Source organism: Aequorivita sp. IT1183 (genome assembly GCF_058068265.1).
In genome coordinates this window covers 88390-108726 of record NZ_JBYRHS010000005.1, presented here as the reverse complement: position 1 = coordinate 108726, position 20337 = coordinate 88390, and the positions used below count along the sequence as shown (strand labels likewise).

Annotated in this window: 23 protein-coding genes; 6 read left to right on the top strand and 17 right to left on the bottom strand. The window is 37.2% G+C overall.

Translation table 11 applies throughout. The features are described 5' to 3' along the window. Positions 1 to 23: 23 nt before the first annotated feature. From AC3RVF_RS11055 to AC3RVF_RS11015, 9 genes are all read right to left on the bottom strand, one after another. On the bottom strand, positions 24 to 1337 hold the full coding sequence (locus AC3RVF_RS11055) for a hydroxymethylglutaryl-CoA reductase, degradative (RefSeq protein ID WP_489692053.1): 1314 nt from the start codon (positions 1335 to 1337) through the stop codon (positions 24 to 26). Between the two features lie 142 nt (positions 1338 to 1479). Then, the gene (locus AC3RVF_RS11050; RefSeq protein WP_489692052.1) at positions 1480 to 1611 is read right to left on the bottom strand and encodes a 30S ribosomal protein THX; all 132 of its coding nucleotides are present in this window, start codon (positions 1609 to 1611) and stop codon (positions 1480 to 1482) included. Between the two features lie 82 nt (positions 1612 to 1693). After that, positions 1694 to 2455, bottom strand: coding sequence for a tryptophan synthase subunit alpha (gene trpA, locus AC3RVF_RS11045; protein ID WP_489692051.1), 762 nt, complete (start codon positions 2453 to 2455; stop codon positions 1694 to 1696). Positions 2456 to 2502: 47 nt separating this feature from the next. After that, positions 2503 to 3684 carry a tryptophan synthase subunit beta gene (trpB, locus tag AC3RVF_RS11040; protein WP_489692050.1) on the bottom strand — a complete coding sequence of 394 codons (1182 nt, stop codon included), beginning with the start codon at positions 3682 to 3684 and terminating at the stop codon, positions 2503 to 2505. After that, on the bottom strand, positions 3674 to 4303 hold the full coding sequence (locus tag AC3RVF_RS11035; RefSeq protein WP_489693388.1) for a phosphoribosylanthranilate isomerase: 630 nt from the start codon (positions 4301 to 4303) through the stop codon (positions 3674 to 3676). Before AC3RVF_RS11035 ends, trpB begins: the two co-directional genes overlap by 11 nt. Then, positions 4300 to 5082 (bottom strand): indole-3-glycerol phosphate synthase TrpC, encoded by a 783-nt coding sequence (gene trpC / locus AC3RVF_RS11030; protein WP_489692048.1) that lies wholly within the window; start codon positions 5080 to 5082, stop codon positions 4300 to 4302. Before trpC ends, AC3RVF_RS11035 begins: the two co-directional genes overlap by 4 nt. A gap of 78 nt (positions 5083 to 5160) precedes the next feature. Continuing rightward, entirely contained in the window at positions 5161 to 6159 is a 999-nt protein-coding gene (trpD, locus tag AC3RVF_RS11025; RefSeq protein ID WP_489692047.1) for an anthranilate phosphoribosyltransferase, read from the bottom strand. A gap of 71 nt (positions 6160 to 6230) precedes the next feature. Further along, positions 6231 to 6800, bottom strand: coding sequence for an anthranilate synthase component II (locus AC3RVF_RS11020; protein WP_489692046.1), 570 nt, complete (start codon positions 6798 to 6800; stop codon positions 6231 to 6233). A gap of 2 nt (positions 6801 to 6802) precedes the next feature. Continuing rightward, complete coding sequence (locus AC3RVF_RS11015; RefSeq protein ID WP_489692045.1) at positions 6803 to 8200, bottom strand: anthranilate synthase component I family protein; 1398 nt, start codon at positions 8198 to 8200, stop codon at positions 6803 to 6805. A 259-nt stretch (positions 8201 to 8459) separates the two neighbouring features. On the opposite strand from AC3RVF_RS11015, the gene AC3RVF_RS11010 reads away from it, so the two are divergent. The 3 genes from AC3RVF_RS11010 to AC3RVF_RS11000 all read left to right on the top strand — a co-directional run bounded on the left by AC3RVF_RS11010 (position 8460) and on the right by AC3RVF_RS11000 (position 9691). After that, on the top strand, positions 8460 to 8771 hold the full coding sequence (locus AC3RVF_RS11010; protein WP_489692044.1) for a rhodanese-like domain-containing protein: 312 nt from the start codon (positions 8460 to 8462) through the stop codon (positions 8769 to 8771). A 12-nt stretch (positions 8772 to 8783) separates the two neighbouring features. Further along, positions 8784 to 9182, top strand: coding sequence for a rhodanese-like domain-containing protein (locus AC3RVF_RS11005; protein ID WP_489693387.1), 399 nt, complete (start codon positions 8784 to 8786; stop codon positions 9180 to 9182). Positions 9183 to 9277: 95 nt separating this feature from the next. Then, a complete protein-coding gene (locus tag AC3RVF_RS11000; protein WP_489692042.1) occupies positions 9278 to 9691 on the top strand; it encodes a hypothetical protein in 414 nt (137 codons plus the stop codon). A gap of 1 nt (position 9692) precedes the next feature. Here AC3RVF_RS11000 and AC3RVF_RS10995 read toward each other — a convergent pair whose 3' ends face one another. The 6 genes from AC3RVF_RS10995 to AC3RVF_RS10970 all read right to left on the bottom strand — a co-directional run bounded on the left by AC3RVF_RS10995 (position 9693) and on the right by AC3RVF_RS10970 (position 14823). Next, positions 9693 to 10928: a DUF3570 domain-containing protein gene (locus tag AC3RVF_RS10995; protein WP_489693386.1), complete on the bottom strand. Its 1236-nt coding sequence runs from the start codon at positions 10926 to 10928 to the stop codon at positions 9693 to 9695. 8 nt (positions 10929 to 10936) lie between these two features. Then, positions 10937 to 11152, bottom strand: coding sequence for a DUF4266 domain-containing protein (locus tag AC3RVF_RS10990; protein WP_489692040.1), 216 nt, complete (start codon positions 11150 to 11152; stop codon positions 10937 to 10939). A gap of 34 nt (positions 11153 to 11186) precedes the next feature. Beyond that, positions 11187 to 12176 (bottom strand): FAD:protein FMN transferase, encoded by a 990-nt coding sequence (locus tag AC3RVF_RS10985; protein WP_489693385.1) that lies wholly within the window; start codon positions 12174 to 12176, stop codon positions 11187 to 11189. A gap of 1 nt (position 12177) precedes the next feature. Beyond that, positions 12178 to 12615, bottom strand: coding sequence for a thioredoxin family protein (locus AC3RVF_RS10980; protein ID WP_489693384.1), 438 nt, complete (start codon positions 12613 to 12615; stop codon positions 12178 to 12180). A gap of 81 nt (positions 12616 to 12696) precedes the next feature. Next, a complete protein-coding gene (locus AC3RVF_RS10975) occupies positions 12697 to 14271 on the bottom strand; it encodes a T9SS type A sorting domain-containing protein (protein ID WP_489693383.1) in 1575 nt (524 codons plus the stop codon). Between the two features lie 57 nt (positions 14272 to 14328). Continuing rightward, positions 14329 to 14823: a DinB family protein gene (locus AC3RVF_RS10970; RefSeq protein WP_489693382.1), complete on the bottom strand. Its 495-nt coding sequence runs from the start codon at positions 14821 to 14823 to the stop codon at positions 14329 to 14331. A gap of 185 nt (positions 14824 to 15008) precedes the next feature. Between AC3RVF_RS10970 and ctlX the strand changes: the two genes are divergently transcribed. Continuing rightward, complete coding sequence (ctlX, locus tag AC3RVF_RS10965; RefSeq protein ID WP_489693503.1) at positions 15009 to 15920, top strand: citrulline utilization hydrolase CtlX; 912 nt, start codon at positions 15009 to 15011, stop codon at positions 15918 to 15920. Here ctlX and AC3RVF_RS10960 read toward each other — a convergent pair. Beyond that, entirely contained in the window at positions 15907 to 17349 is a 1443-nt protein-coding gene (locus tag AC3RVF_RS10960) for an SDR family oxidoreductase (protein ID WP_489692035.1), read from the bottom strand. The two genes, ctlX and AC3RVF_RS10960, sit on opposite strands and share 14 nt — an antisense overlap. 125 nt (positions 17350 to 17474) lie before the next feature. Between AC3RVF_RS10960 and AC3RVF_RS10955 the strand changes: the two genes are divergently transcribed. Next, the gene (locus AC3RVF_RS10955) at positions 17475 to 17681 is read left to right on the top strand and encodes a hypothetical protein (RefSeq protein ID WP_489692034.1); all 207 of its coding nucleotides are present in this window, start codon (positions 17475 to 17477) and stop codon (positions 17679 to 17681) included. A 3-nt stretch (positions 17682 to 17684) separates the two neighbouring features. On the opposite strand, the gene AC3RVF_RS10950 is transcribed toward AC3RVF_RS10955, so the two are convergent. Continuing rightward, positions 17685 to 18317: a MarC family protein gene (locus AC3RVF_RS10950; protein ID WP_489692033.1), complete on the bottom strand. Its 633-nt coding sequence runs from the start codon at positions 18315 to 18317 to the stop codon at positions 17685 to 17687. Between the two features lie 212 nt (positions 18318 to 18529). Here AC3RVF_RS10950 and argS point away from each other — a divergent pair, with 212 nt between their 5' ends. Then, complete coding sequence (gene argS, locus AC3RVF_RS10945; protein ID WP_489693381.1) at positions 18530 to 20305, top strand: arginine--tRNA ligase; 1776 nt, start codon at positions 18530 to 18532, stop codon at positions 20303 to 20305. Positions 20306 to 20337 lie beyond the last annotated feature (32 nt).

Genomic DNA, 20337 nt, shown 5'->3' with positions numbered 1-20337 from the left:
TTTTCAATTTACATTTTAACTCATCAATCTCTCAACTTTTTCAAAAGATCAACAACCGAACTATGCGAAACTGCATTCTCCTTAAAATATTCCAAGGCTACATTTTTTTCATCTTGCGAAGCATCTAGCTGATTTAGAATATTCATTAAATGCATTTTCATATGCCCTTTTTGAATACCTGTTGTAACTAAAGATCGAACTGCGCCAAAGTTTTGTGCAAGTCCGGCTACAGCCAGAATTTTCATTAATTCTTTAGCATTGGGTTTTTGAAGTATTTCAAAAGCGAGTTTTGTTAACGGATGCAGCGATGTTAAACCGCCCACGGTGCCCACTGCCAAAGGCAATTCAATCCAAAAGGTGAAAACATCATCTTCAACTTTAGCGTGTGTAAGACTTCCGTAATAGCTGTTTCTTGCAGCATATGCGTGCACGCCAGCTTCAACGGCACGAAAATCATTTCCAGTGGCTAAAACTACTGCGTCTACACCGTTCATAATCCCTTTGTTGTGGGTTACAGCGCGGCGCGTTTCTGTTTTGGCAATTTCAATTGCACGGACAAATTTTTCGGCAAATTGCTTTCCGTCGTGTTGTTTCGTGGTTAGTTCTTCCACTTTACAGCTTACTTCAGCACGCACCAAACATTCGGGAACGTAGTTAGAAAGTATACTCATTACTACCTCTGGGTAGTTATTCTTTTTTTGAAAAGGTTCATGATTTTTTGCTTCCTCTAAAAAAGTATGTGCCATTTCTTCCAAACAACTATTGATAAAATTAGCACCCATTGCATCCAGCGTTTCAAAAGTTGCGTGGATGTAGAAGTAACCATCTAAAATATGCGATTTGTCAACTAGCGAAAGCTCTAAAAGTCCGCCGCCACGCGCTTTCATGTTTTTTTCAATAGATTGAATGCTGTCGCGAAGTTTTGGTTTTACTTCATCAAAGAAGTTTTCAATATCTTTTTCGTCTCCGAAGAAATTTAAATGTATTTGGCCGTTTTTTTCGGTGGAAATCACTTCAGCTTTAAATCCGCCGCGTTCCAACCAAAACTTAGCTGAATTACTTGCAGCGGCAACCACAGAACTTTCTTCGGTAACCATTGGCAAAGCGTATAGCTTTTCATTGATTAAAAAGTTAGGGGCAATACCAAAAGGCAAGTAGTAATTAGAAAGTGTGTTTTCAATAAAATCGTCGTGAAGTTGCTGTAACGACGGGTCGTCATTCCAGTAATTTTTTAAAGTTTGAATGGAAGTTGGGTTGTTTTGCAGATAATTTTCTGCAATCCAATCAATTTTTTCGGCTTTGGTTTTCTTTGAAAATCCAGAAACAGGTTGCGTCATTTACTTAAATATCATTTAGCTGCAAAGATAGTGTTTCGGTGTAGTTTCTTCAGAACCATTTAAAAAAGAAAAGGTTTTTTAGAACAATAAGTCGTTCTTAAAAACCTTTTCCATTCAACTTAAAACAAAAAGCAAGGGTGTTTTAAGCCTCTTTTTTCTGAGCGTCTTTTGTTGGGGTTGGTTTGATTCTGAATTTTTTCCGTTTCGGCCTTAATTTTCCATGAGAGCCAATATTTATTTTTCCGCGTTTTGTTTTCTTATCTCCTTTTCCCATCCTAATTCGTTTATAATGAATGGGTAAGTTAATCATTCAAAAATTATAAAGCGGCTAAAACAGTATTAAAGTATGGCTAAAACTATCTAATTGATTTTAAAAATGAAGAAATGCCTGCCAATCCTTTTGCCGAAAGCATTTTTATAAAAGCGCTGCCAATAATGGCACCATTTGTATGTTTTGTGGCTTGTTGAAAAGATTTTGAATCGCTTATTCCGAAACCAACTATTAGTGGATTTTTAAGTTGAAGTGATGCAATTCTTTGAAAATACCTTTCCTGTTCTTTTCCAAAACCTGCTGAACTCCCGGTAACGTTGGCGCTGCTCACCATATAAATAAATCCATTTGAAGCAGCATCAATCTTGCGAATGCGCGCATCGGAAGTTTGCGGGGTGATTAAGAAAATATTAATCAAACCGTATTTTTCGAAGATTTCGGCATAATGTTCTTCATATTCCGCCAATGGAAGATCTGGAAGAATCAATCCGTCAATTCCAACTTCTTTACATTTTTCACAGAAATTTTCGACCCCAAACTGTAATATAGGATTGAAATAACCCATAATAATTAACGGAATGGAAACTGATTTCCGAATGTCTTTTAACTGTTGAAAAAGTAATTCAGTGGTCATTCCATTTTCCAACGCATTTTGCGAACTCGCTTGAATAGTGGGGCCATCAGCAAGCGGATCGCTGAAAGGCAAACCAATTTCCACCATATCTACGCCGTTTTTTTCCAATTGCTGAAGTATTTCTACCGTGTTTTCACGCTTTGGATAACCTGCGGTAAAATATATAGAGAGCAGTTTTTTATTTTCTGAAAGTTTATTTTGAATTCTATTCATAGCTAAAGATTAGACCTCAAAGGTCTCAAAGACCTTTGAGGTCTGGTTTATAAATTAAAGTGTTTAATATAGGTGTCCAAATCTTTATCGCCGCGACCACTTAAATTCACCACTACCACATCGTCTTTTTTAAATTTTCGATTTTCAAAAATTGCGAGCGCATGGCTGGTTTCAATAGCGGGAATAATGCCTTCCAGTTTACAAAGTTCTAAACCGGCTTGCATTGCTTCATCATCGGTAATTGAAATAAACTCACCTCTTCCGCTAACAAATAGATTGGCGTGCATAGGGCCAACCCCGGGATAATCCAGCCCTGCGGAAATTGAGTAAGGTTCAGTTATTTGCCCGTCGGGAGTTTGCATTAAAAGCGTTTTACTTCCGTGAATAATTCCAATTTTGCCCAAAGCCGAAGTTGCCGCACTTTCGCCACTATCTATGCCTTTTCCAGCAGCTTCTACAGCTATAATTCCAACTTCTGGCTTGTCTAAATAATGATAAAATGCGCCAGCCGCATTGCTGCCACCGCCTACACAGGCCACCACAAAATCAGGGTTTTCGCGACCTTCTTTTTCGCTAAGCTGACTTTTTATTTCTTCAGAAACCACACTTTGAAAACGAGCAACCATATCGGGGTAGGGATGTGGACCAACCACGCTACCTATAATATAATGTGTATCCAAAGGATTATTTATCCAATCGCGAATGGCTTCATTTGTGGCATCTTTTAAGGTTTTACTGCCGCTTATTGCTGGAACCACTTTTGCGCCAAGCATTTTCATTCTAGCCACATTTGGAGCTTGACGTTTTATATCAATTTCGCCCATAAAAACGATGCATTCCAAACCCATCAAAGCGCAAACGGTTGCTGTTGCAACACCGTGCTGCCCTGCGCCAGTTTCGGCAATGATTCGGGTTTTTCCCAATCGTTTTGCCATCAATATCTGGCCAATGGTATTGTTTACTTTGTGCGCCCCTGTGTGACAAAGATCTTCGCGTTTTAAATATATTTTAGTGTTGTATTTCTCCGAAAGTCTTTTCGCAAAATAAAGCGGAGTTGGGCGGCCAACATAATCTTTCAGCAACTCGCGGAATTCTTTCTGAAAAGATTCTTCTGCCATAACTTTTAGATAATTCTGTCGAAGCTCCTCTACATTTGGGTAGAGCATTTCGGGAATGTACGCGCCACCAAAGTCGCCGTAATATCCTTTTTCGTTTACGTTATAATTCATTTTTGAATTTTTTTAAAGTGTCAATATTTTTCATTCCCGGCTTAATTTCAAACTTGCTATTTACGTCTATCGCATGGATTGGCAAATCTGTTTTTAGCAGCTCTTTTAAGGAGTCAATTTCTTCCAAACCAATGCCGCCACTTAAAATGAAAGGTTTTTTCAGCGAGTAATTTTTCAGAATTTCCCAATTGAAAGTGTAACCATTTCCGCCTTTTTCTTTTCCTTTTGTATCAAATAGAAAAGCATCCACTTTATTTTCAAAAATTGAGAGCTGGCTGAAATCAAAATCATCGTCCATGCTAAAAGCTTTCCACACTAAAACGTTAGGGTAATACAGCACAAGACAGGCCTGCAAATCGAGTACATATTCATTGCTTTCATTGCCATGAAGTTGAATTACATCGAGTGAATGCTTTATTGACAATGCAATTACTTTTGAAATATCTTCGTCCACAAAAACACCAACCTTTTTAATTCCGGCTGGAAGCTGAGGAATTTCTTCGCTATCAAAATACCTCGGACTTTTTTCATAAAAGATGAAACCTAGATAATCTGGCTGAAGTGCTGCAACTTCAGATATATTGTGTTTCATTCCGCAGATTTTCAGCAATGTTTTCATCTCAAATTTTTTATAAATTGTTTTGCTGTTTCGCCCGGGTTTTCGGTTTTCATGAAATTTTCACCAATTAAAAATCCTTCATAACCGTAAGTTTTCAATTCCTGAATAGTTGCAATATCGCTGATTCCGCTTTCGGAAATCTTTACAAAATCGGCTGGTATTTCTTTCGAAAGCTTTTTGCTGATATCAATATTTACTTTGAAATTTTTCAGATTTCTATTATTTACACCAATCATATCTACGTTCGGCAAAAGTGATTTTTGAAGTTCTTCTAAATCGTGAACTTCCAGCAAAACATCGAGTTTTAACCTTTTTGCCAAATGTGAAAGTTGCTTGAGTTCTTCCGCAGAAAGACAAGCAGCAATCAGTAATATGGCATCTGCGCCGTAGGCTTTTGCTTCGTAAATTTGATACGGGTCTACTATAAATTCTTTCCGAAGAATAGGAATGGAAACCGACTTTTCAGCCAACAAAAGATCATCTAGCGAACCGCCAAAAAAATTGGAATCCGTTAAAACCGAAATCCCACTAGCTCCGGCTTTTTCGTAACCCGAAACTACTTCGTGTAGCAAAACATTATCATTTATTACAGATTTACTGGGCGACCGACGTTTGTGTTCGGCAATAATTCCAGTGTTTGAAATGCGTAATGCGGCTGCCAACGACTTGGTTTCCTTTGAAAACAACGGAAACTTTTCAAGCAATCGCACAGGAATTGCGTCTTTTTTTGCGGCAACTTCTTTGCGTTTGTAATCGGTTATCTTATCTAAAATTGTCATTTCGTATTTCGTAATTTATTTTGTCCGGTCGAGTACAGTCGAGACCTTTCTAGTTCTCGACTGCGCTCGAATAGACATTTATTTATTTATTGATAAGTCCTGCAATTTCTTCAATGAATTTAATGCTTTTTTGGATTGTAAAGATTCCTTTGCTTTTTCAAAACCTTGCATAATTGTGCAATTTTCAACTACTGAAATAGCCATTCCAGCATTTGCACAAACTACATTGTTTTGTGCTTCAGTGCCTTTTCCGTTTAAAATACTCAGAAAAATTTCGGCAGATTCCTTTACGGTTTCACCGCCAAATATTTCAGATTCTTCAATCTGTTTCACTCCGAAATCTTCTGCGTTTAAAATATATTCCGACGCTTTTGAAATTACTTTTGTGTTGCCTGTTAATGAAATTTCATCATAGCCATCCATCGCGTGCAGTACAGCATAATTCTTTTCGCTTTTTTGATAGAGATAGCCGTACATTCTTGCCAATTCTAAATCGAAAACTCCCACTAATTGGTTTTTCGGAAATGCTGGATTTACCATCGGTCCAAGCATATTGAAGAATGTTTTAACACCCAAATCTCTTCTAATTGGTCCCACATTTTTCATTGCGGGATGGAATAGGGGAGCGTGTAAAATGCAAATTCCAGCTTCGTCCAAGCTGCGTTTTAAAAAAGCCTCTTCGTTACTAAACTTTATGCCCAAAGCCTCCATCACATTACTACTTCCGCTAATAGAGGAAACGCCGTAATTGCCGTGTTTGGTAACTTTTACGCCTGCTCCAGCCGTAACGAAAGATGCTAAAGTTGAGATATTAAAAGTGTTTTTACCATCGCCGCCAGTCCCACATAAATCAATGGTGTTGTATTCGTCAACATTAACCGCTAAACACAGGTCTAGCAGTGCATCACGAAAACCTTCCAACTCTTGCAAACTTACATTTCGCATCATATAAACCGTCAAAAAAGCTGCAATTTGGCTTTGGTTGTATTTCCCTTCGGAAATATTTACCAAAACTGTTCGAGCTTCGTCTTTGGTTAGTTGTTCGTGATTTATTAATCTGTTTAAAATATGTTTCATTTTTTCTCTCGCAAAGACGCAAAGGCGCCAAGTTTTCTTATTTTACTGAACATTAATTCCCCCTTTGGGGACTAGGGGGCCTCCACCCAATTTTTAATAATCTGTTTCCCCATAGGCGTAAGAACACTTTCGGGATGAAATTGTACCCCGCAAACATCGTAATCTTTATGGCGTAGTGACATAATTTGGCCATTTTCATCTACGGAAGTAATCTCCAAAACTTCTGGAAATCCTTCTTTCGAAACCACCCAACTGTGATAGCGACCTATTTCAATTTCTTTTTCAAGTCCTTTAAAAAGTGGTTCGGCATCCGAAATAATCGTTGCTTTTGTGGCAACACCGTGAAAAACCTGACTCAAATTTTCAAGTTTTCCACCAAAAACTTCGCCAATTGCTTGTTGTCCCAAACACACCCCAAAAATAGGTTTTGAAGCTGCGTAACGTTTAATCACTTCTTTCAATAAACCTGCTTCATCGGGAATTCCTGGGCCCGGCGATAGGAGGATTTTGTCGTAATCTTCGGCTTCTTCCAAATAAAATTTATCGTTTCGTCTTACGGTTACCTCGCAATCCAATTCCTCTAAATAGTGAACTAGATTGTACACAAAACTGTCGTAATTATCTATTACTAATATTTTCATATTTATATGGTTTCAGCTAATTCCAGCGCCTTTGTAAGTGCGCCCAATTTGTTATAAACTTCTTGTAATTCGTTATCTTCATTGCTTTCCGAAACTACTCCGGCACCAGCTTGATAATGAAGCGTATGATTTTTACTCACGAAGGAGCGAATAATAATGGCGTGGTTAAAATTGCCGCTAAAATCCATAAAACCGATAGCGCCACCGTAAAATTCGCGACTTCTATTTTCATATTTTTCGAGCAATTGCAAGGCTTTGTGTTTTGGGGCGCCACTTAAAGTACCTGCTGGAAATGTGTCTGCAACAATCTGCATGGTAGAAGTAGACGGATTTTTTGTTGCTGTAACTTTGCTCACCAAATGAATTACGTGCGAGAAAAACTGAACTTCTCGATACGTTTCTACTTTCACATTTGTTCCGTGACGGCTTAAATCGTTTCGAGCCAAATCTACAAGCATTACGTGTTCGCTGTTTTCTTTTTTGTCTTCCGAAAGTTTTTTGGCTAACTCGGCATCTTGTTCGTCATTTCCGGTGCGTTTAAATGTTCCCGCGATTGGATGGATTTCGGCACGGCTTCCTTTTACAATTAATTGTGCTTCGGGAGAACTTCCGAAGATTTTGAAATTTCCATAATCAAAATAGAAAAGATAGGGCGATGGATTTACACTTCGCAAGGCTCTATAAACGTTGAATTCATCTCCGGTAAATTTCTGCGAAAAACGCTTGCTTGGCACAATTTGAAACACATCGCCGCGCTGGCAGTGTTCCTTGCATTTTCGAACCAAAGCTTTAAAATCTTCGTCGTTTAAATTTGTTGTTCGATCGCCATCTCTTTTAAAAGAATATTCTGCAAAACTCTTAGATTTTAAAATCTGCTCAATCTGCGGAATGTTGTTCTCGTTTTCGTAACAGTGCGCAAAAATGTAAGCTTCATTGTTGAAATGATTTATTGCAATTATATTTTGATAAACGGCATAATACAAATCTGGCATTCCAAGGTTTTCTTCTTTTTTTTGAAGATCAATATCTTCAAAATATCGCACCGCATCAAAAGCCATATAACCGAAAAGACCGTTGTTTATAAATTTGAAATTATTTTCTTCCGATGAAAAAGAAGATGCAAATTCATCTAAAATTTTCGGGACGTTCGTGCTCTCCGTAATTGCTGTTTCAACAATTTTTCCATCAGGAAACTGCTGCAAAATAGTTTCATTTTCAACTTTTATGGAAGCTATTGGGTTAAAACATATGTAGCTGAAACTGTTGTCGTTGGCGTGATAGTCACTGCTTTCTAGCAATAAGCTATTTGGAAATTTATCACGAAACCGTAGGTATACAGAAACAGGCGTAAGTGTATCTGCCAACAGTTTTTTTGAATATGTTTTTAAATTGTATTTCATTCTATTTCTTAAAATTATGCATAAAAAAAAGGCTTGTCGTGATTGACAAGCCTTTTCGTATATAGTTTATACCATAGGTGTTTATCTCACGACGTTTTCCGTAAGTTTTTCCACCACCAAGTATTTGTTGTAAATGTGTTCATAGTTTGAAGGTTCAAATATAAAAAGGTTTTTTTTGAAAAATCATAATATGATAATAATTTTTAAATTTTTATTGCGCCTCATTTCGATTCCTTATTTTTACAGAAAAATTTACGATATGGCAGATTTAACACAACAACAGTGGACTGAACAACTTGAAAAAGATGAGAAGGGAGTAATTATAGATGTTCGCACAGACGCCGAATTTGAGGAAGGTTACATTCCGGGTGCAATGCAAATTGATATTTTTAATGGTGCTGAATTTCTGGATCGAGCAAAAAAATTAGACCCAGAAAAGAACTACTACGTATACTGTCGTTCTGGTGGCAGAAGTGGGCAAGCTTGTATGTTACTGAATTCTGTGGGAGTAAAAAACGCTTATAACCTTAAAGGCGGAATAATGGAATGGAAAGGCGAGATTAATAATTAAATTCATTTTAGTATGCAAAGAATAGTTTTCGTTTTTGGATTGACAATGCTTCTTTTTTTTACAGCTTGTAAAGAAAATAGTACCGCTCAAGAAATTAGAGTAATATCTCCAAAAGAGGTTTACGACGCAGTTAGTAATAGTAAAAATCTTCAATTGATAGACGTGCGTACGCAAGATGAATACGGCGAAGACCATCTTGGAAATGCCCAGAATATCTGTGTAACTGACGATGACTTTAAAGAAAAAGTAGCCAAACTAGATAAAGAAGAACCTGTGTATTTGTACTGTAGAAGCGGCAAAAGAAGCGCGCGAGCGGCACAAATTATGAAAGAAATGGGTTTCAAAGAAATCTACGATATGGAAGGTGGTTTTCTTAATTGGGACAGACAGGGACTTCAAAAGAAGAACTAAATATTTTTGAAGCTTCTTTCCTAATTTCTTTAACGCATCCCTGTTTTTTCAGTTAAACTAGCGCTAAAGTGCGGTTTCAAAAAATCTTGTAAACCATGTTTTGTCTATCTTCAGTAGAGATAGAGCGAATTATGGATACTAAGGATAAAATTTTACAAATGCGAATGCGAAACCTAGTTGGCGTTAGTTGCCAGTTTAAAATTCGCCCGCATAAGGATTTTAAAGAATTCCATAAATCGCTGTTGCTATTCTATTTTAATGCGGTAGACGTCGATATTAATTATGAGGCAAAACTTATTTCTATTTGGAATTCTAAGCCTTTAACTACAAATCCAGTTAGGCTTTATGATTTAAATAATGCAATTTCAGATACGGTTGGTTATTCAGATTTGGAAGAAACACTAAACGGTTGTTTGGAAAGCGGCCATCTTCAAAATAGCGTTTACATAAAATTTCTTTCTGAATACGGAGACTATCTTGATAATGACGACGATTTTTTAAGTGCTTAGATTAATTCCCAATAAATTTAAATCCTGCCGAGATAAGACTGTAGTTTAAACCGCTATCACGTTTGTAATAATCGTACTTAACATCTATACTTTTTAACCCAAAGCTGAATAATTTAAACTTTGTGAATATATCTGTATAGCCTATTCCGAACCCGTATTGGTTAGCAGAGAATTCAGAAAGGTCGTAATCTGCGGTGTAAAAATCATATGTAGAAAGCGCCATTTCGTAGGGATAAAAATAATCTGCTGCAGTTTGATTATAATAACGATAACTTGGATACAACGTAAATTTATCTGAGATTTTTATAGGAACTTCAACACTTGCCGTGTGCGAATTTATTCCCCAATCATCAAAATAATAGCGATAGTAGGTGCGAAGGACAAACATTTCATTTATATAATAATTTAACCTTCCCCCGATAGCCGTTTTAAAACGTGTGTCTGGCAAACGTTCAATATCATCAGCTAACTGAAAATTTTCTGCGAAGCGATCGGGAAGATCACTAAAATACACCCTTTGGAATGGAGTGGAAAGCAAGCCTTGCTGTTGAACCAAATCTAACGAGAGAGAGCCTTGAAGGCTTTTTGAAAGTATTTGTGAAAACCCAAAACCAACTGAATACGAATTTCGGTTTTTCTTATCTAATTCATTAAAAGTGGAAGATCCGCGCAGTTCTATTGGGTACAATAATTTCCAAGTATCTAAATATACATTTGCGTGAACGCTTAATTCAGTGTTCTTTTCATTAAAAAGCCTGGTGTAACTTCCGCCAACACCCAGAGAGAAATAATCGTACTCCGATGAAACAGAAACCTTGGCGCTTACTATATTATTTCGGTCATCACTACTATGTGTGTAGCTGAAATTTGCACCCGCCCAAAGATCACTCGCCGAGGCGCCCGAAGATGCTACATAAGGGTCAGCAGGGCTATCACTATCAAAAGGATCTACATTACTTGAAGATGCTGACGTATAAGCCGAAACGCCAGCGTCGATCGTTAAAACGTCATCTGCATTTAAAGGGATTGCAACAACTATTGTGGGCGTGAAATCTGTTAGTTTTTCTGTTCCAATACCTCCACTTACGGCGGCATTGTCGCCATCTTGGCTATAATAACTTGTAAGAAAATCTACTTCGGTGGCTTCAAGTACGCGTTTTTTATAGGTAGAAGTAGAATCCTGCGCAAATACTGTTGCTGAAAACAGTATGATAAATGTGCTAATTAAGAATTTCATAAAATGTTTTAATTACAGCCGCATCCGCCACCAGTTTTTCCTCCGTTAGCGCCAGAAGCCGCTTCGCGATAAGCCTGTGCATTAACCTCAAACCGATCAACAGCTTTATCGCCCAAAACCATATCTGGGTCGTTAAGTTTTACTTTTTCGTATTCCTTTACAACCGTACAGGAACTTAAAGAACCCAAAATTATAATACTGAAAAGGATTATTGTTTTTTTCATAGTTATTTATAATGCCACTGAAAACTGTGACTGTTTACTTTTTAAGCGTTTCTATTTCAATATTCTTTGAAGTGAAAATGTCGCCATTTTCATCTATTACAATACATTCTATTTTTGGTAATTGATTTATAAAATCGATTCCAACATCTTTTCCCATTACAAAAATTGAAGTTGCCAAAGCATCGGCTATTTCGGCTTTAGGAGCAAATACGGTAGCGCTGATAATTCCCGTGGCGGGATACCCAGTTCGGGGATCAATAATGTGTGTGTAGCGAACGCCATTAAATGAAACGTATTTTTCGTAATTGCCCGAGGTAACCACAGCATTATCTTTTAAAGGTAATAACGCAAAAGCTTTGTCTTTGTTCATCGGGTTGGTGATGGCCACTTTCCAAAACTCACCATCGGGTTGTCTTCCCCAGGTATTCATATCGCCTGCAGCGTTTATTATTCCTGCACTAACGCCTTTTTCCATTAAAAGTTTTTTGGCTTTATCGGCCGCATATCCTTTTCCGATGGCGCCGAAACCTATTTTCATACCTTCTAATTTCAGAAAAACAGTAAAGTTTTCAGGGTCGAGTATTATATTTTGAAATCCAACTTTTGCCACAGATTGCGCTATAGCTTCTTCCGAAGGCATCTCGGTCATGCTGCCGTCGAACTTCCAGATTTTATCCATCGACGCAAAACTAATATCGAAAGCGCCGTCTGTTAATTTTGAAATCTCAACAGAACGACCAATCAAATTATAAAGTTCTTCGTCAACCTTTACTTGTTTTATGCCTGCGTTTCTGTTAATTTCTGAGGTTTGCGAGGCTGGATCCCAAGAAGAAATTAGTTTTTCTATTCGTGTTATTTCACCAACGGCTAGATCAATATAATTATTAGCCGCTACGGAATCGTTAGCAACTACTGTAATTTCAAAACGGCTACCCATTAATTTTAGGGTGCGTTTATAAATATCTTGTGCAAATATTGAATTCACACTAAGTAGTGCGATTGCGATTAAGATTGTGTTTTTCAAACTATTTTATAAACGATTCAAGTTTTTCTATATATGCGGTAGGTTGCGTTTTTTCATAACCCGCTTCTCCCAGCACATTGCCTTCTTTGTCAAGAACTACTACGAAAGGGAAATAGCCTTGTTGGTTATACTTCTCGGCAAGTTGATTGTTTTTTTGCTGTTGTTCGTCGGGAAGGGTATTTATTTTTTTCCGCGGAAAATCAGCTTGCAACATTACAAAATGATCTTTTGCGTATTCTTTAAATGTATCAGTACTCCAAATTTCACGATCTAATTTTATACACGGTGCGCACCAATCGCTACCTTGAAAAACCAAGATAATTGGGTGATTTTCTTTAGAAGAAATTTGTTTTGCAGTTTCAAAATCGGTTTGCCATTCTTGGGCTGTTAGTGTTATGGAGAAGAGAATACTAACGAATAATAAAATTATGGTCTTCATTGGAATATTTAATATAGATTAAAACGCTAGGGTTTCAATTTTAGTGCCGAAGGTTGATAAAAGTGTTTGAAGGAAACTTTTTTAGGTTTTTATTATTTTTTTTGAAACAGTGCGTTCATCCTCAGAAAAAATCAAAACAGTATAAACTCCATTTTGGAATTTGCTTACATCATATTCTATTTCAAGACAATTATTACCGTATAGTTTAGATGCTACAAGTTGTCCCAAAAGATTATAGAATTCCAATTTTTGGATTGGGTTTTTACTTTTTATTTTCACATTACCATTGGATGGGTTTGGATATATCTGAATATCATTTTCGGCAAATAAATCTTGTACTTCTAAAATTTCATTTTCTAGACGGCATACTATTGCATTTCTATATTCATTGTTCGCATCTGTGGTGACGCCAAAAGCTAAAACTTTATTATCTGTTTGCAATACTAAATCGGTAATATAATTTGTCTCTGAACCGCCAAAATCGGTTACAAAAATTCCATTATCTCCAAAATCTGAATAGATACTTCCGTTACTATTCAACTTAATTACGAAAAAAAACGAATGTACAATCGGAAATGGAGAAGAAGCTCCACCGCCCAATATTATTTTTCCATCTCGTTGAACGGCGATACTTCTAAGACGGTCATTGGCATCTAAATAAGTATCCATAACTACTTTTCCTCCTTGGCCGAAGGTTTGGTCCAGTGTGCCGTCATTATTGAATTTTGCAACTGCTGGTTTAATTCCACCAAAGCCTCCAGTTCCACCGTGATACTGGTAATTTCCACCGAGAATTATTTTATCTTCCAAAACAGCAATATCAGCTACTTCTCCCAAGTTCGATCCAGGTCCGAAAGTAGTAATCACCGTGCCGTTGTTTCCAAATGAAGTGTCCAAAGTTCCATTTTCGTAGAACCGAGTTATTACAGGATGATAGTCATCGCCATTATTATAGGAAGGGCCTCCAGCAAGAATTCTGTCTTCCGCATCTATTTTAATTGCGAAACAAAGATCAAAACGATAATTGGTAACATCTGTAATTTGGATGCCATTATCTCCGAATGTTGTATCTAAAGATCCATCTGTATTTCGCCTTGAAAAACTATACATATTATTATAGCCATCAAAGTATTGACTTTGAACAATTATTTTACCCGTGGATTGTTGCGCAATTCTATAACCGCTACCAATACCTTGAATTCCGTCAATTCCGAATGTTGGGTCAAAAGTGCCATTTTGGGTTATCATAATTAATTTTGACTCATCCTCTATTGTACCCATTATTAAAATTTTTCCATCGAATTGTAATAGCATTGAAAAGAAATAGGATTTCTCAAGATTATTATTTGGAAAATATAAACTTCCATTATTTCCAAAACTGTCATCAATTTCTCCATTATGGGTTAACTTATAAATGTAAAACCCACGATTATATGTAGCCCCATTTTGTCTAAATTCGCTATTTACCGCTAAAATTATTGAATTGTCCTCCAAAAGAAGTAAGTCCATGGCTCTTGCACCTTTGTCTGTATAAGCAAATCTTGTAGTTCCTTGGTCGCCAAAATCTAAATCCAATACTCCTTCTTGTGCAAAAGAAAATTGAAAGCTTAGAAGTACAAATAAACCCAATATTGATTTTGTGTTGATTTTTAACATTATTCGGATTTTTGTTTTGAAGGCGAAAATTTTGAGATTGTTTCTAAAGATAAAAATTTACTCCATTTGGTCGTCTGCCGAAGGCCCATAACTTCCCGGCACAGCAATATTCAATAATCTATAATACACTCCCAACTGCGCCCGGTGATGGGTTATTTGATTTAGGCTGTGCCGTATGGCGCCGTATTTGGTCCATTCCATTATTTTTTGACCGTTCATTCTAATGCTCCAAGTGGGGTTTAAATCTTCTTCCCGGGCACCTTCTAAGGCTTTCATACCAGCTATATGCTGGTTTTCCAGCTGCTGCAACAATTCTTTTTTATTGGCCATTTTTTCGGGCGCGTAATCATCTGCAAAATCTAGAAACTCTGTGCTCAATATTACTTGTGGCCAGCCAAAAATATCGGTAATGTGGGTGGCTAAATCTATAAGCTTCATGCTCTTTTCGTGGGGTGCATATTCATTTTTGTCCTTCGGAAAATTATTTAGGAATTTTTGTGTAATCTGGTATTCATGGGTTAATTCTTCCTTTAAATTTTTTAAGGTATCCATAATTTTGAAATTTAAGTTTGTAGTAAAACTCACGATCCAATAAGACCATAAATTTTCTTTAATTCATTTATAGTTTTCTGAAACTAATTTACCCATTTAAAAGCATTTTTCCCAGCGGAAATTCCTTTAAATTTGCATCTTAAAATTCCTTCAATTTGACAAAGCAAATCACAAATACAATCGTAATGATACGCCCAGTTGCGTTTCGTATGAACGAGCAAACGGCAGTTAACAATTTTTTTCAGGAAGACATTGCGCTTCAAAATGCCGAAATTAATTTAAAGGCGCAGAACGAGTTTGATGCCTTTGTTGACAAATTGCGGAATGTGGGTGTAAATGTTATTGTTGAAAATGATGAGTTGCGAATGGATACGCCAGATTCTATTTTTCCGAATAACTGGATTAGTTTTCACGAAAATGGAGATATAGGACTATACCCGATGTTTGCTGAAAACCGCCGTCGCGAAAGACGCGAGGAGATTTTAATCCGTTTAGAAAAAGAAGGATTTGTAATTAACAATATCTACGATTATACCTCTGCCGAAGATGAAGGTCTTTTTCTGGAAGGCACGGGAAGTTTATTGCTAGACCGAGTAAATTATAAGGCTTATTGCGCACTTTCTGCGCGTGCCGATGAAGAATTGCTTATTGAATTTTGTGAAGATTTTGAATATTCACCCGTAGTTTTTACTGCAAATCAAACGGTTGACGGGAAACGCGTGCCAATTTACCACACCAATGTAATGATGTGTCTGGCAGAAAAATTCTGTGTTATTTGCTTAGACACTATTGATGATGCAAAAGAGAAGAAAAACGTTGTTCAGCATCTAAAAAAGGACGGAAAAGAAATTATTCCGATTACTGAAGCGCAAATGCACCATTTTGCAGGCAATATGCTTCAACTTCAAGGAAAGGACAAAAAATATTTGATAATGAGCTCTGCTGCTCACAATAGCCTAAATAAACAGCAAGTGAATGCAATTGAAAAACATTGCGAAATTTTAAGCAGCGATCTTACAACTATTGAAACCTGCGGCGGTGGAAGTGCCCGCTGTATGATGGCTGAAGTGTTTTTGCCAAAACTTAGTTTGGTTTAGAAACGTAATTTCCTTTAGCGATATTCTTTATCATCCCTCCAAAAATAAAATAGTGGAATGGCAGCATTAAATACCAATACAAGCGTCCCCACAATCCTTTTGGCCTAAATGTGGCGGTCTGTATTAATTCGTTTTTTTCATTAATACAGAATTCTAACCAAGCTTCTCCCGGAAGTTTCATTTCGGCAAATAGTAGTAATCGTTTGTTTTCTCTGTCGGCATAAAGTACGCGCCAAAAATCTAAAACATCGCCGGTGTAAATTTTATCGGGATGGGTGCGTCCACGTCTCAGGCCAACACCGCCAAAGAGTTTATCGATAAAGCCACGAATTCTCCAAAGCGAGTTAGCATAGTACCAACCCTGTGTGCCGCCAATGGCCCAAATGTTGTTCAACGCTTTTTCGGGATCAGCTACTTTTATAACTTGCTCATCCTTTAAACAGCCGTATTTTGGCACTTGTATGTATTCTTTTAAATTCGAAATCCTACCTGCCGTCAAAGAATCTTTCCAACTTGAAATAACAAGGTTTTGTTCAATTTTGATAAAAGCTTTTTTAATGGCTTCTTCGTATGAAATGGGTTGAATATTTAGAATTTTTTGAAGTTTGTTATCGCGGGCAACTACCTCCATTTTCATACTGTCCACAAGGTTTACAGCAAGTTTATATGAAGTTGATGTAACAAAATAAAGCCAATACGAAGATAATCGCGGTGACATAATTGGCACGGGAATTATCCAAAGTTTCAAACCGCGAATTTTAGAATATTTCTCTAACATTTCTCGGTACGTTAAAACATCGGGGCCACCGACATCAAACGACTGATCGAAACATTTTTCGTTATCTAAAACTCCGTACAGAAAAGCAATTACATCGCGAATAGCAATGGGTTGAATTTTAGTTTTTAACCATTTGGGCGCAACCATTATTGGTAGTTTTTCGCACAAATCTCTAATTATTTCAAAGGAAGAACTTCCGCTACCAACTACAATTCCGGCACGTAAGACCGTGAGGTGGTAATCGCCATCGTATAAAATTTCTTCAACTTTTTTTCGGGAAGAAAGATGTTTTGAAAGCTCGTCTTGGTTAATAATTCCACTTAAATAGATAACCTGTTTCACCGAAGTAGTGGCCATATATTTATTGAAATTTTCAGCTGAACGCGCTTCTATTTCATCAAAATTTGTGGTGGAACCGCTCATTGAGTGTATTAAATAATACGCTGCATCAATGTCTTTGGGAAAGGATTCGGCATTAACTTCTTCTGCGAAATCTACTTCAACTACGCTTACCCTTTCAGTAGTTTTTGGGTCTATTGGCAGTCTATTTTTATCGCGCACTGCACAGATTACTTCGTGTCCGTTTTCGAGTAATTCGGGAAGCAATCTCATGCCTATATATCCGTTAGCGCCAGTAAGTAGAATTTTCAATTTCTGAGTTTTGTTTAAAGATAACTCATTATTAGTAAACAACAGTTAAATACCCGTTAACATATAGTCGCCTATATTTTACAAAACGGTATCTTTAAAACTTCAACCAATCAAAATTAAATTCCATGAAAATTTTAAAAGTTGTATTGCTTATAGTAGGGGTCGTCTTAATTGTATTCGGACTTTACAATGCATTTGTGCCTCAGCAAGTTTTAGATATTGGCCCTTTGGAAGTCAATGCCAAAGAGGGATTGACAAATCAAACTTTGGGGATGATTGGCATTGGCGTTTTAGCTTTGATAGCGGGCGCACTGCTTAAAAATCGTCGCTAAATTTTAAGCGTTTATCGTTTTAAGAATAGAAATAACGGCTACGCTAATATATTCTACTCCTATCGATATTACAATAAATCCAACAATTCGCGAAATAGCATTAATGCCCGAAGCTCCCAAAAACTTACTGATATAATGCGAGCATCGTAAAATTATGAACGTGGCTAAACCAACCGCCAATACTGCTAAAATCACAACTATAATTTCGTTTGTTGCTTGGTATTTCTGATTAAAAGTAATCAATAGTGAAATAGATCCCGGCCCTGCTAGCATTGGGATTGCCAATGGTGTTAACGAGAATTTTTCGCGTTTGTCCAAATCTTTTTGCACCCGCTTGTTCTTCATTCCTTTATGTTTAGAAAAACTTCCCGTGAGCAACGCAAAGCCCGAAGTAACAATTATCATCCCACCAGCAATGCGCAATGCATTCAAACTTATTCCGAAAAAGTCTAGCAAATAAGTTCCCGCGAAAAAGGAAATAATTAAAATCACAATTACATTTGTCGTGGTTAAAAGTGACGTTTTATTTCGTTCCTGCGGTGTTTCATCACTTGTTAATCCTACAAAAACAGGGACGGTTCCCAGGGGATTTATTACTGAAAATAGCGCCGCAAATACGTATAAAAATATATCCATAGTTTTTTTCGCAAAGGACGTGCGGTTTTCGGTTTCGAAGTTTACCAAAACATTAAATGAAGGTTATTAATATTCGTTTGAAGCAGGATTTAAACTGTTCCTTTTCTGAAATTAGATGCGACTATTTTTTTTACTGGCTCGCTTCAAAAAAGTATCTTTGCCCTCAAACTCTGAAGCTTCAGCCATGGAGTATATTTTTTTAAAATTTTATTATGACATTTCAACAAAACCTGGAAACCCAAATTAAAGCTGCAGTTGAAAAACTGTACGGCGCCAAACTTGAATCGGTAGAATTGCAGCCAACCCGCAAAGATTTTGAGGGCGATATTACTGCAGTAGTTTTCCCGATGCTCCGCGTTGTAAAAGGAAATCCAGTGCAAATTGGTGAAGCAATCGGCAACTATTTGGTTGAAAATGTTTCGGAAATTGAAAAATTCAACGTTGTTCAAGGTTTTTTGAATATCGTTTTGAGCAATTCGTATTATTTGAATTTCTTCAATTCCGTGACTGATTTCTCTTCCTTTGGAACAGTTCCGCAAGGAAAGGAAGCGTTGATGGTTGAATATTCTTCGCCAAACACAAACAAACCACTGCATTTAGGGCACGTTCGAAATGTTTTGCTTGGCTATTCAGTTGCTGAAATTGAAAAAGCTGCCGGAAAAAAAGTGTATAAAACCCAGATTATTAACGATCGTGGGATTCATATTTGTAAAAGTATGCTGGCTTGGGAAAAGTTTGGAAACGGTGAAACACCCGATGCCGCAGATTTAAAAGGCGACAAGCTTGTTGGTAATTATTATGTAAAATTTGACCAAGAATACAAAAAAGAAATAGAGCTTTTAAAAGCTGAAGGAAAAACCGAAGAAGAAGCAAAAGCAAAAGCGCCATTAATTCTCGAAGCGCAAAAAATGCTAATAAAATGGGAGGCTGGCGATGAAGAAACTGTTGCACTTTGGAAGAAAATGAACGGTTGGGTTTACAGTGGTTTTGAGGAAACTTATAAATCTATCGGCGTAGATTTCGACTTTTATTATTATGAAAGCGATACGTACCTTTTAGGAAAAGATATTATAGAAGAAGGCATAAAAAACGATGTTTTCTTTATGAAAGATGACGGCTCAGTTTGGTGCGATTTAACCGAAGATGGCCTTGATGAAAAACTAGTTTTACGAAGCGATGGCACGGCGGTTTATATGACGCAGGACCTTGGTACTGCCGTACAGCGTGTAAAAGATCACCCAGATGTTGGCGGAATGATTTACACCGTTGGAAACGAGCAAGATTATCACTTTAAAGTCTTGTTTTTAATTCTGAAAAAGCTGGGATATACTTGGGCTAAAAACTTATTTCACTTAAGTTACGGAATGGTAGATCTTCCTTCGGGAAAAATGAAAAGCCGGGAAGGAACCGTTGTAGACGCCGATGATTTAATTGCGCAAATGACTTCAACTGCGCGCGATATTTCTGAAGAGCTTGGAAAGATTGATGATTTTTCGGAAGAAGAAAAAGAAGCACTTTACCGAATGATTGGCTTGGGAGCTTTGAAATATTATATTTTAAAAGTTGATCCAAAAAAACGAATCCTTTTCAATCCCGAAGAAAGTGTAGATTTCCAAGGAAACACGGGACCGTTTATTCAATATACGTATGCACGGATTCAGTCTATTTTGAGAAAAGCGGGGGAGGTCTCGACTGCGCTCGACCTGACATCGTTGACTATGCATCCCAAAGAAAAAGAACTGATAAAAATTATTCAGCAATATCCTGAGGCTATTCAATTGGCGGCTGCTAATTACAGCCCGGCTTTGATTGCAAATTATACGTATGATTTGGTAAAGGAATTCAACAGTTTTTATCAAAACGTGCCAATTTTGGCAACGGATAATGATGCTGAAAAAGCTTTCCGTGTACAGCTTTCTGCAGCAGTTGCTGAGGTTATAAAAAGTGCGTTTGCGCTATTGGGAATTGAGGTTCCGGAGCGAATGTAGATTTCTTCTTTGCGACTTGGCGCCTTTGCGAG

Coding starts and splice junctions, on each gene's coding strand:
- AC3RVF_RS10995 (WP_489693386.1), bottom strand. CDS start 10,928: ATGAAATTCTTAATTAGCACATTTATCATACTGTTTTCAGCAACAGTA.
- AC3RVF_RS10950 (WP_489692033.1), bottom strand. CDS start 18,317: ATGGATATATTTTTATACGTATTTGCGGCGCTATTTTCAGTAATAAAT.
- AC3RVF_RS10990 (WP_489692040.1), bottom strand. CDS start 11,152: ATGAAAAAAACAATAATCCTTTTCAGTATTATAATTTTGGGTTCTTTA.
- AC3RVF_RS11035 (WP_489693388.1), bottom strand. CDS start 4,303: ATGAAAACATTGCTGAAAATCTGCGGAATGAAACACAATATATCTGAA.
- AC3RVF_RS10975 (WP_489693383.1), bottom strand. CDS start 14,271: ATGTTAAAAATCAACACAAAATCAATATTGGGTTTATTTGTACTTCTA.
- AC3RVF_RS11055 (WP_489692053.1), bottom strand. CDS start 1,337: ATGACGCAACCTGTTTCTGGATTTTCAAAGAAAACCAAAGCCGAAAAA.
- AC3RVF_RS11000 (WP_489692042.1), top strand. CDS start 9,278: ATGTTTTGTCTATCTTCAGTAGAGATAGAGCGAATTATGGATACTAAG.
- AC3RVF_RS11050 (WP_489692052.1), bottom strand. CDS start 1,611: ATGGGAAAAGGAGATAAGAAAACAAAACGCGGAAAAATAAATATTGGC.
- AC3RVF_RS11010 (WP_489692044.1), top strand. CDS start 8,460: ATGGCAGATTTAACACAACAACAGTGGACTGAACAACTTGAAAAAGAT.
- trpC (WP_489692048.1), bottom strand. CDS start 5,082: ATGACAATTTTAGATAAGATAACCGATTACAAACGCAAAGAAGTTGCC.
- trpB (WP_489692050.1), bottom strand. CDS start 3,684: ATGAATTATAACGTAAACGAAAAAGGATATTACGGCGACTTTGGTGGC.
- AC3RVF_RS11005 (WP_489693387.1), top strand. CDS start 8,784: ATGCAAAGAATAGTTTTCGTTTTTGGATTGACAATGCTTCTTTTTTTT.
- ctlX (WP_489693503.1), top strand. CDS start 15,009: ATGATACGCCCAGTTGCGTTTCGTATGAACGAGCAAACGGCAGTTAAC.
- trpD (WP_489692047.1), bottom strand. CDS start 6,159: ATGAAACATATTTTAAACAGATTAATAAATCACGAACAACTAACCAAA.
- AC3RVF_RS10955 (WP_489692034.1), top strand. CDS start 17,475: ATGAAAATTTTAAAAGTTGTATTGCTTATAGTAGGGGTCGTCTTAATT.
- trpA (WP_489692051.1), bottom strand. CDS start 2,455: ATGAATAGAATTCAAAATAAACTTTCAGAAAATAAAAAACTGCTCTCT.
- AC3RVF_RS10980 (WP_489693384.1), bottom strand. CDS start 12,615: ATGAAGACCATAATTTTATTATTCGTTAGTATTCTCTTCTCCATAACA.
- AC3RVF_RS11020 (WP_489692046.1), bottom strand. CDS start 6,800: ATGAAAATATTAGTAATAGATAATTACGACAGTTTTGTGTACAATCTA.
- AC3RVF_RS11015 (WP_489692045.1), bottom strand. CDS start 8,200: ATGAAATACAATTTAAAAACATATTCAAAAAAACTGTTGGCAGATACA.
- AC3RVF_RS10970 (WP_489693382.1), bottom strand. CDS start 14,823: ATGGATACCTTAAAAAATTTAAAGGAAGAATTAACCCATGAATACCAG.
- argS (WP_489693381.1), top strand. CDS start 18,530: ATGACATTTCAACAAAACCTGGAAACCCAAATTAAAGCTGCAGTTGAA.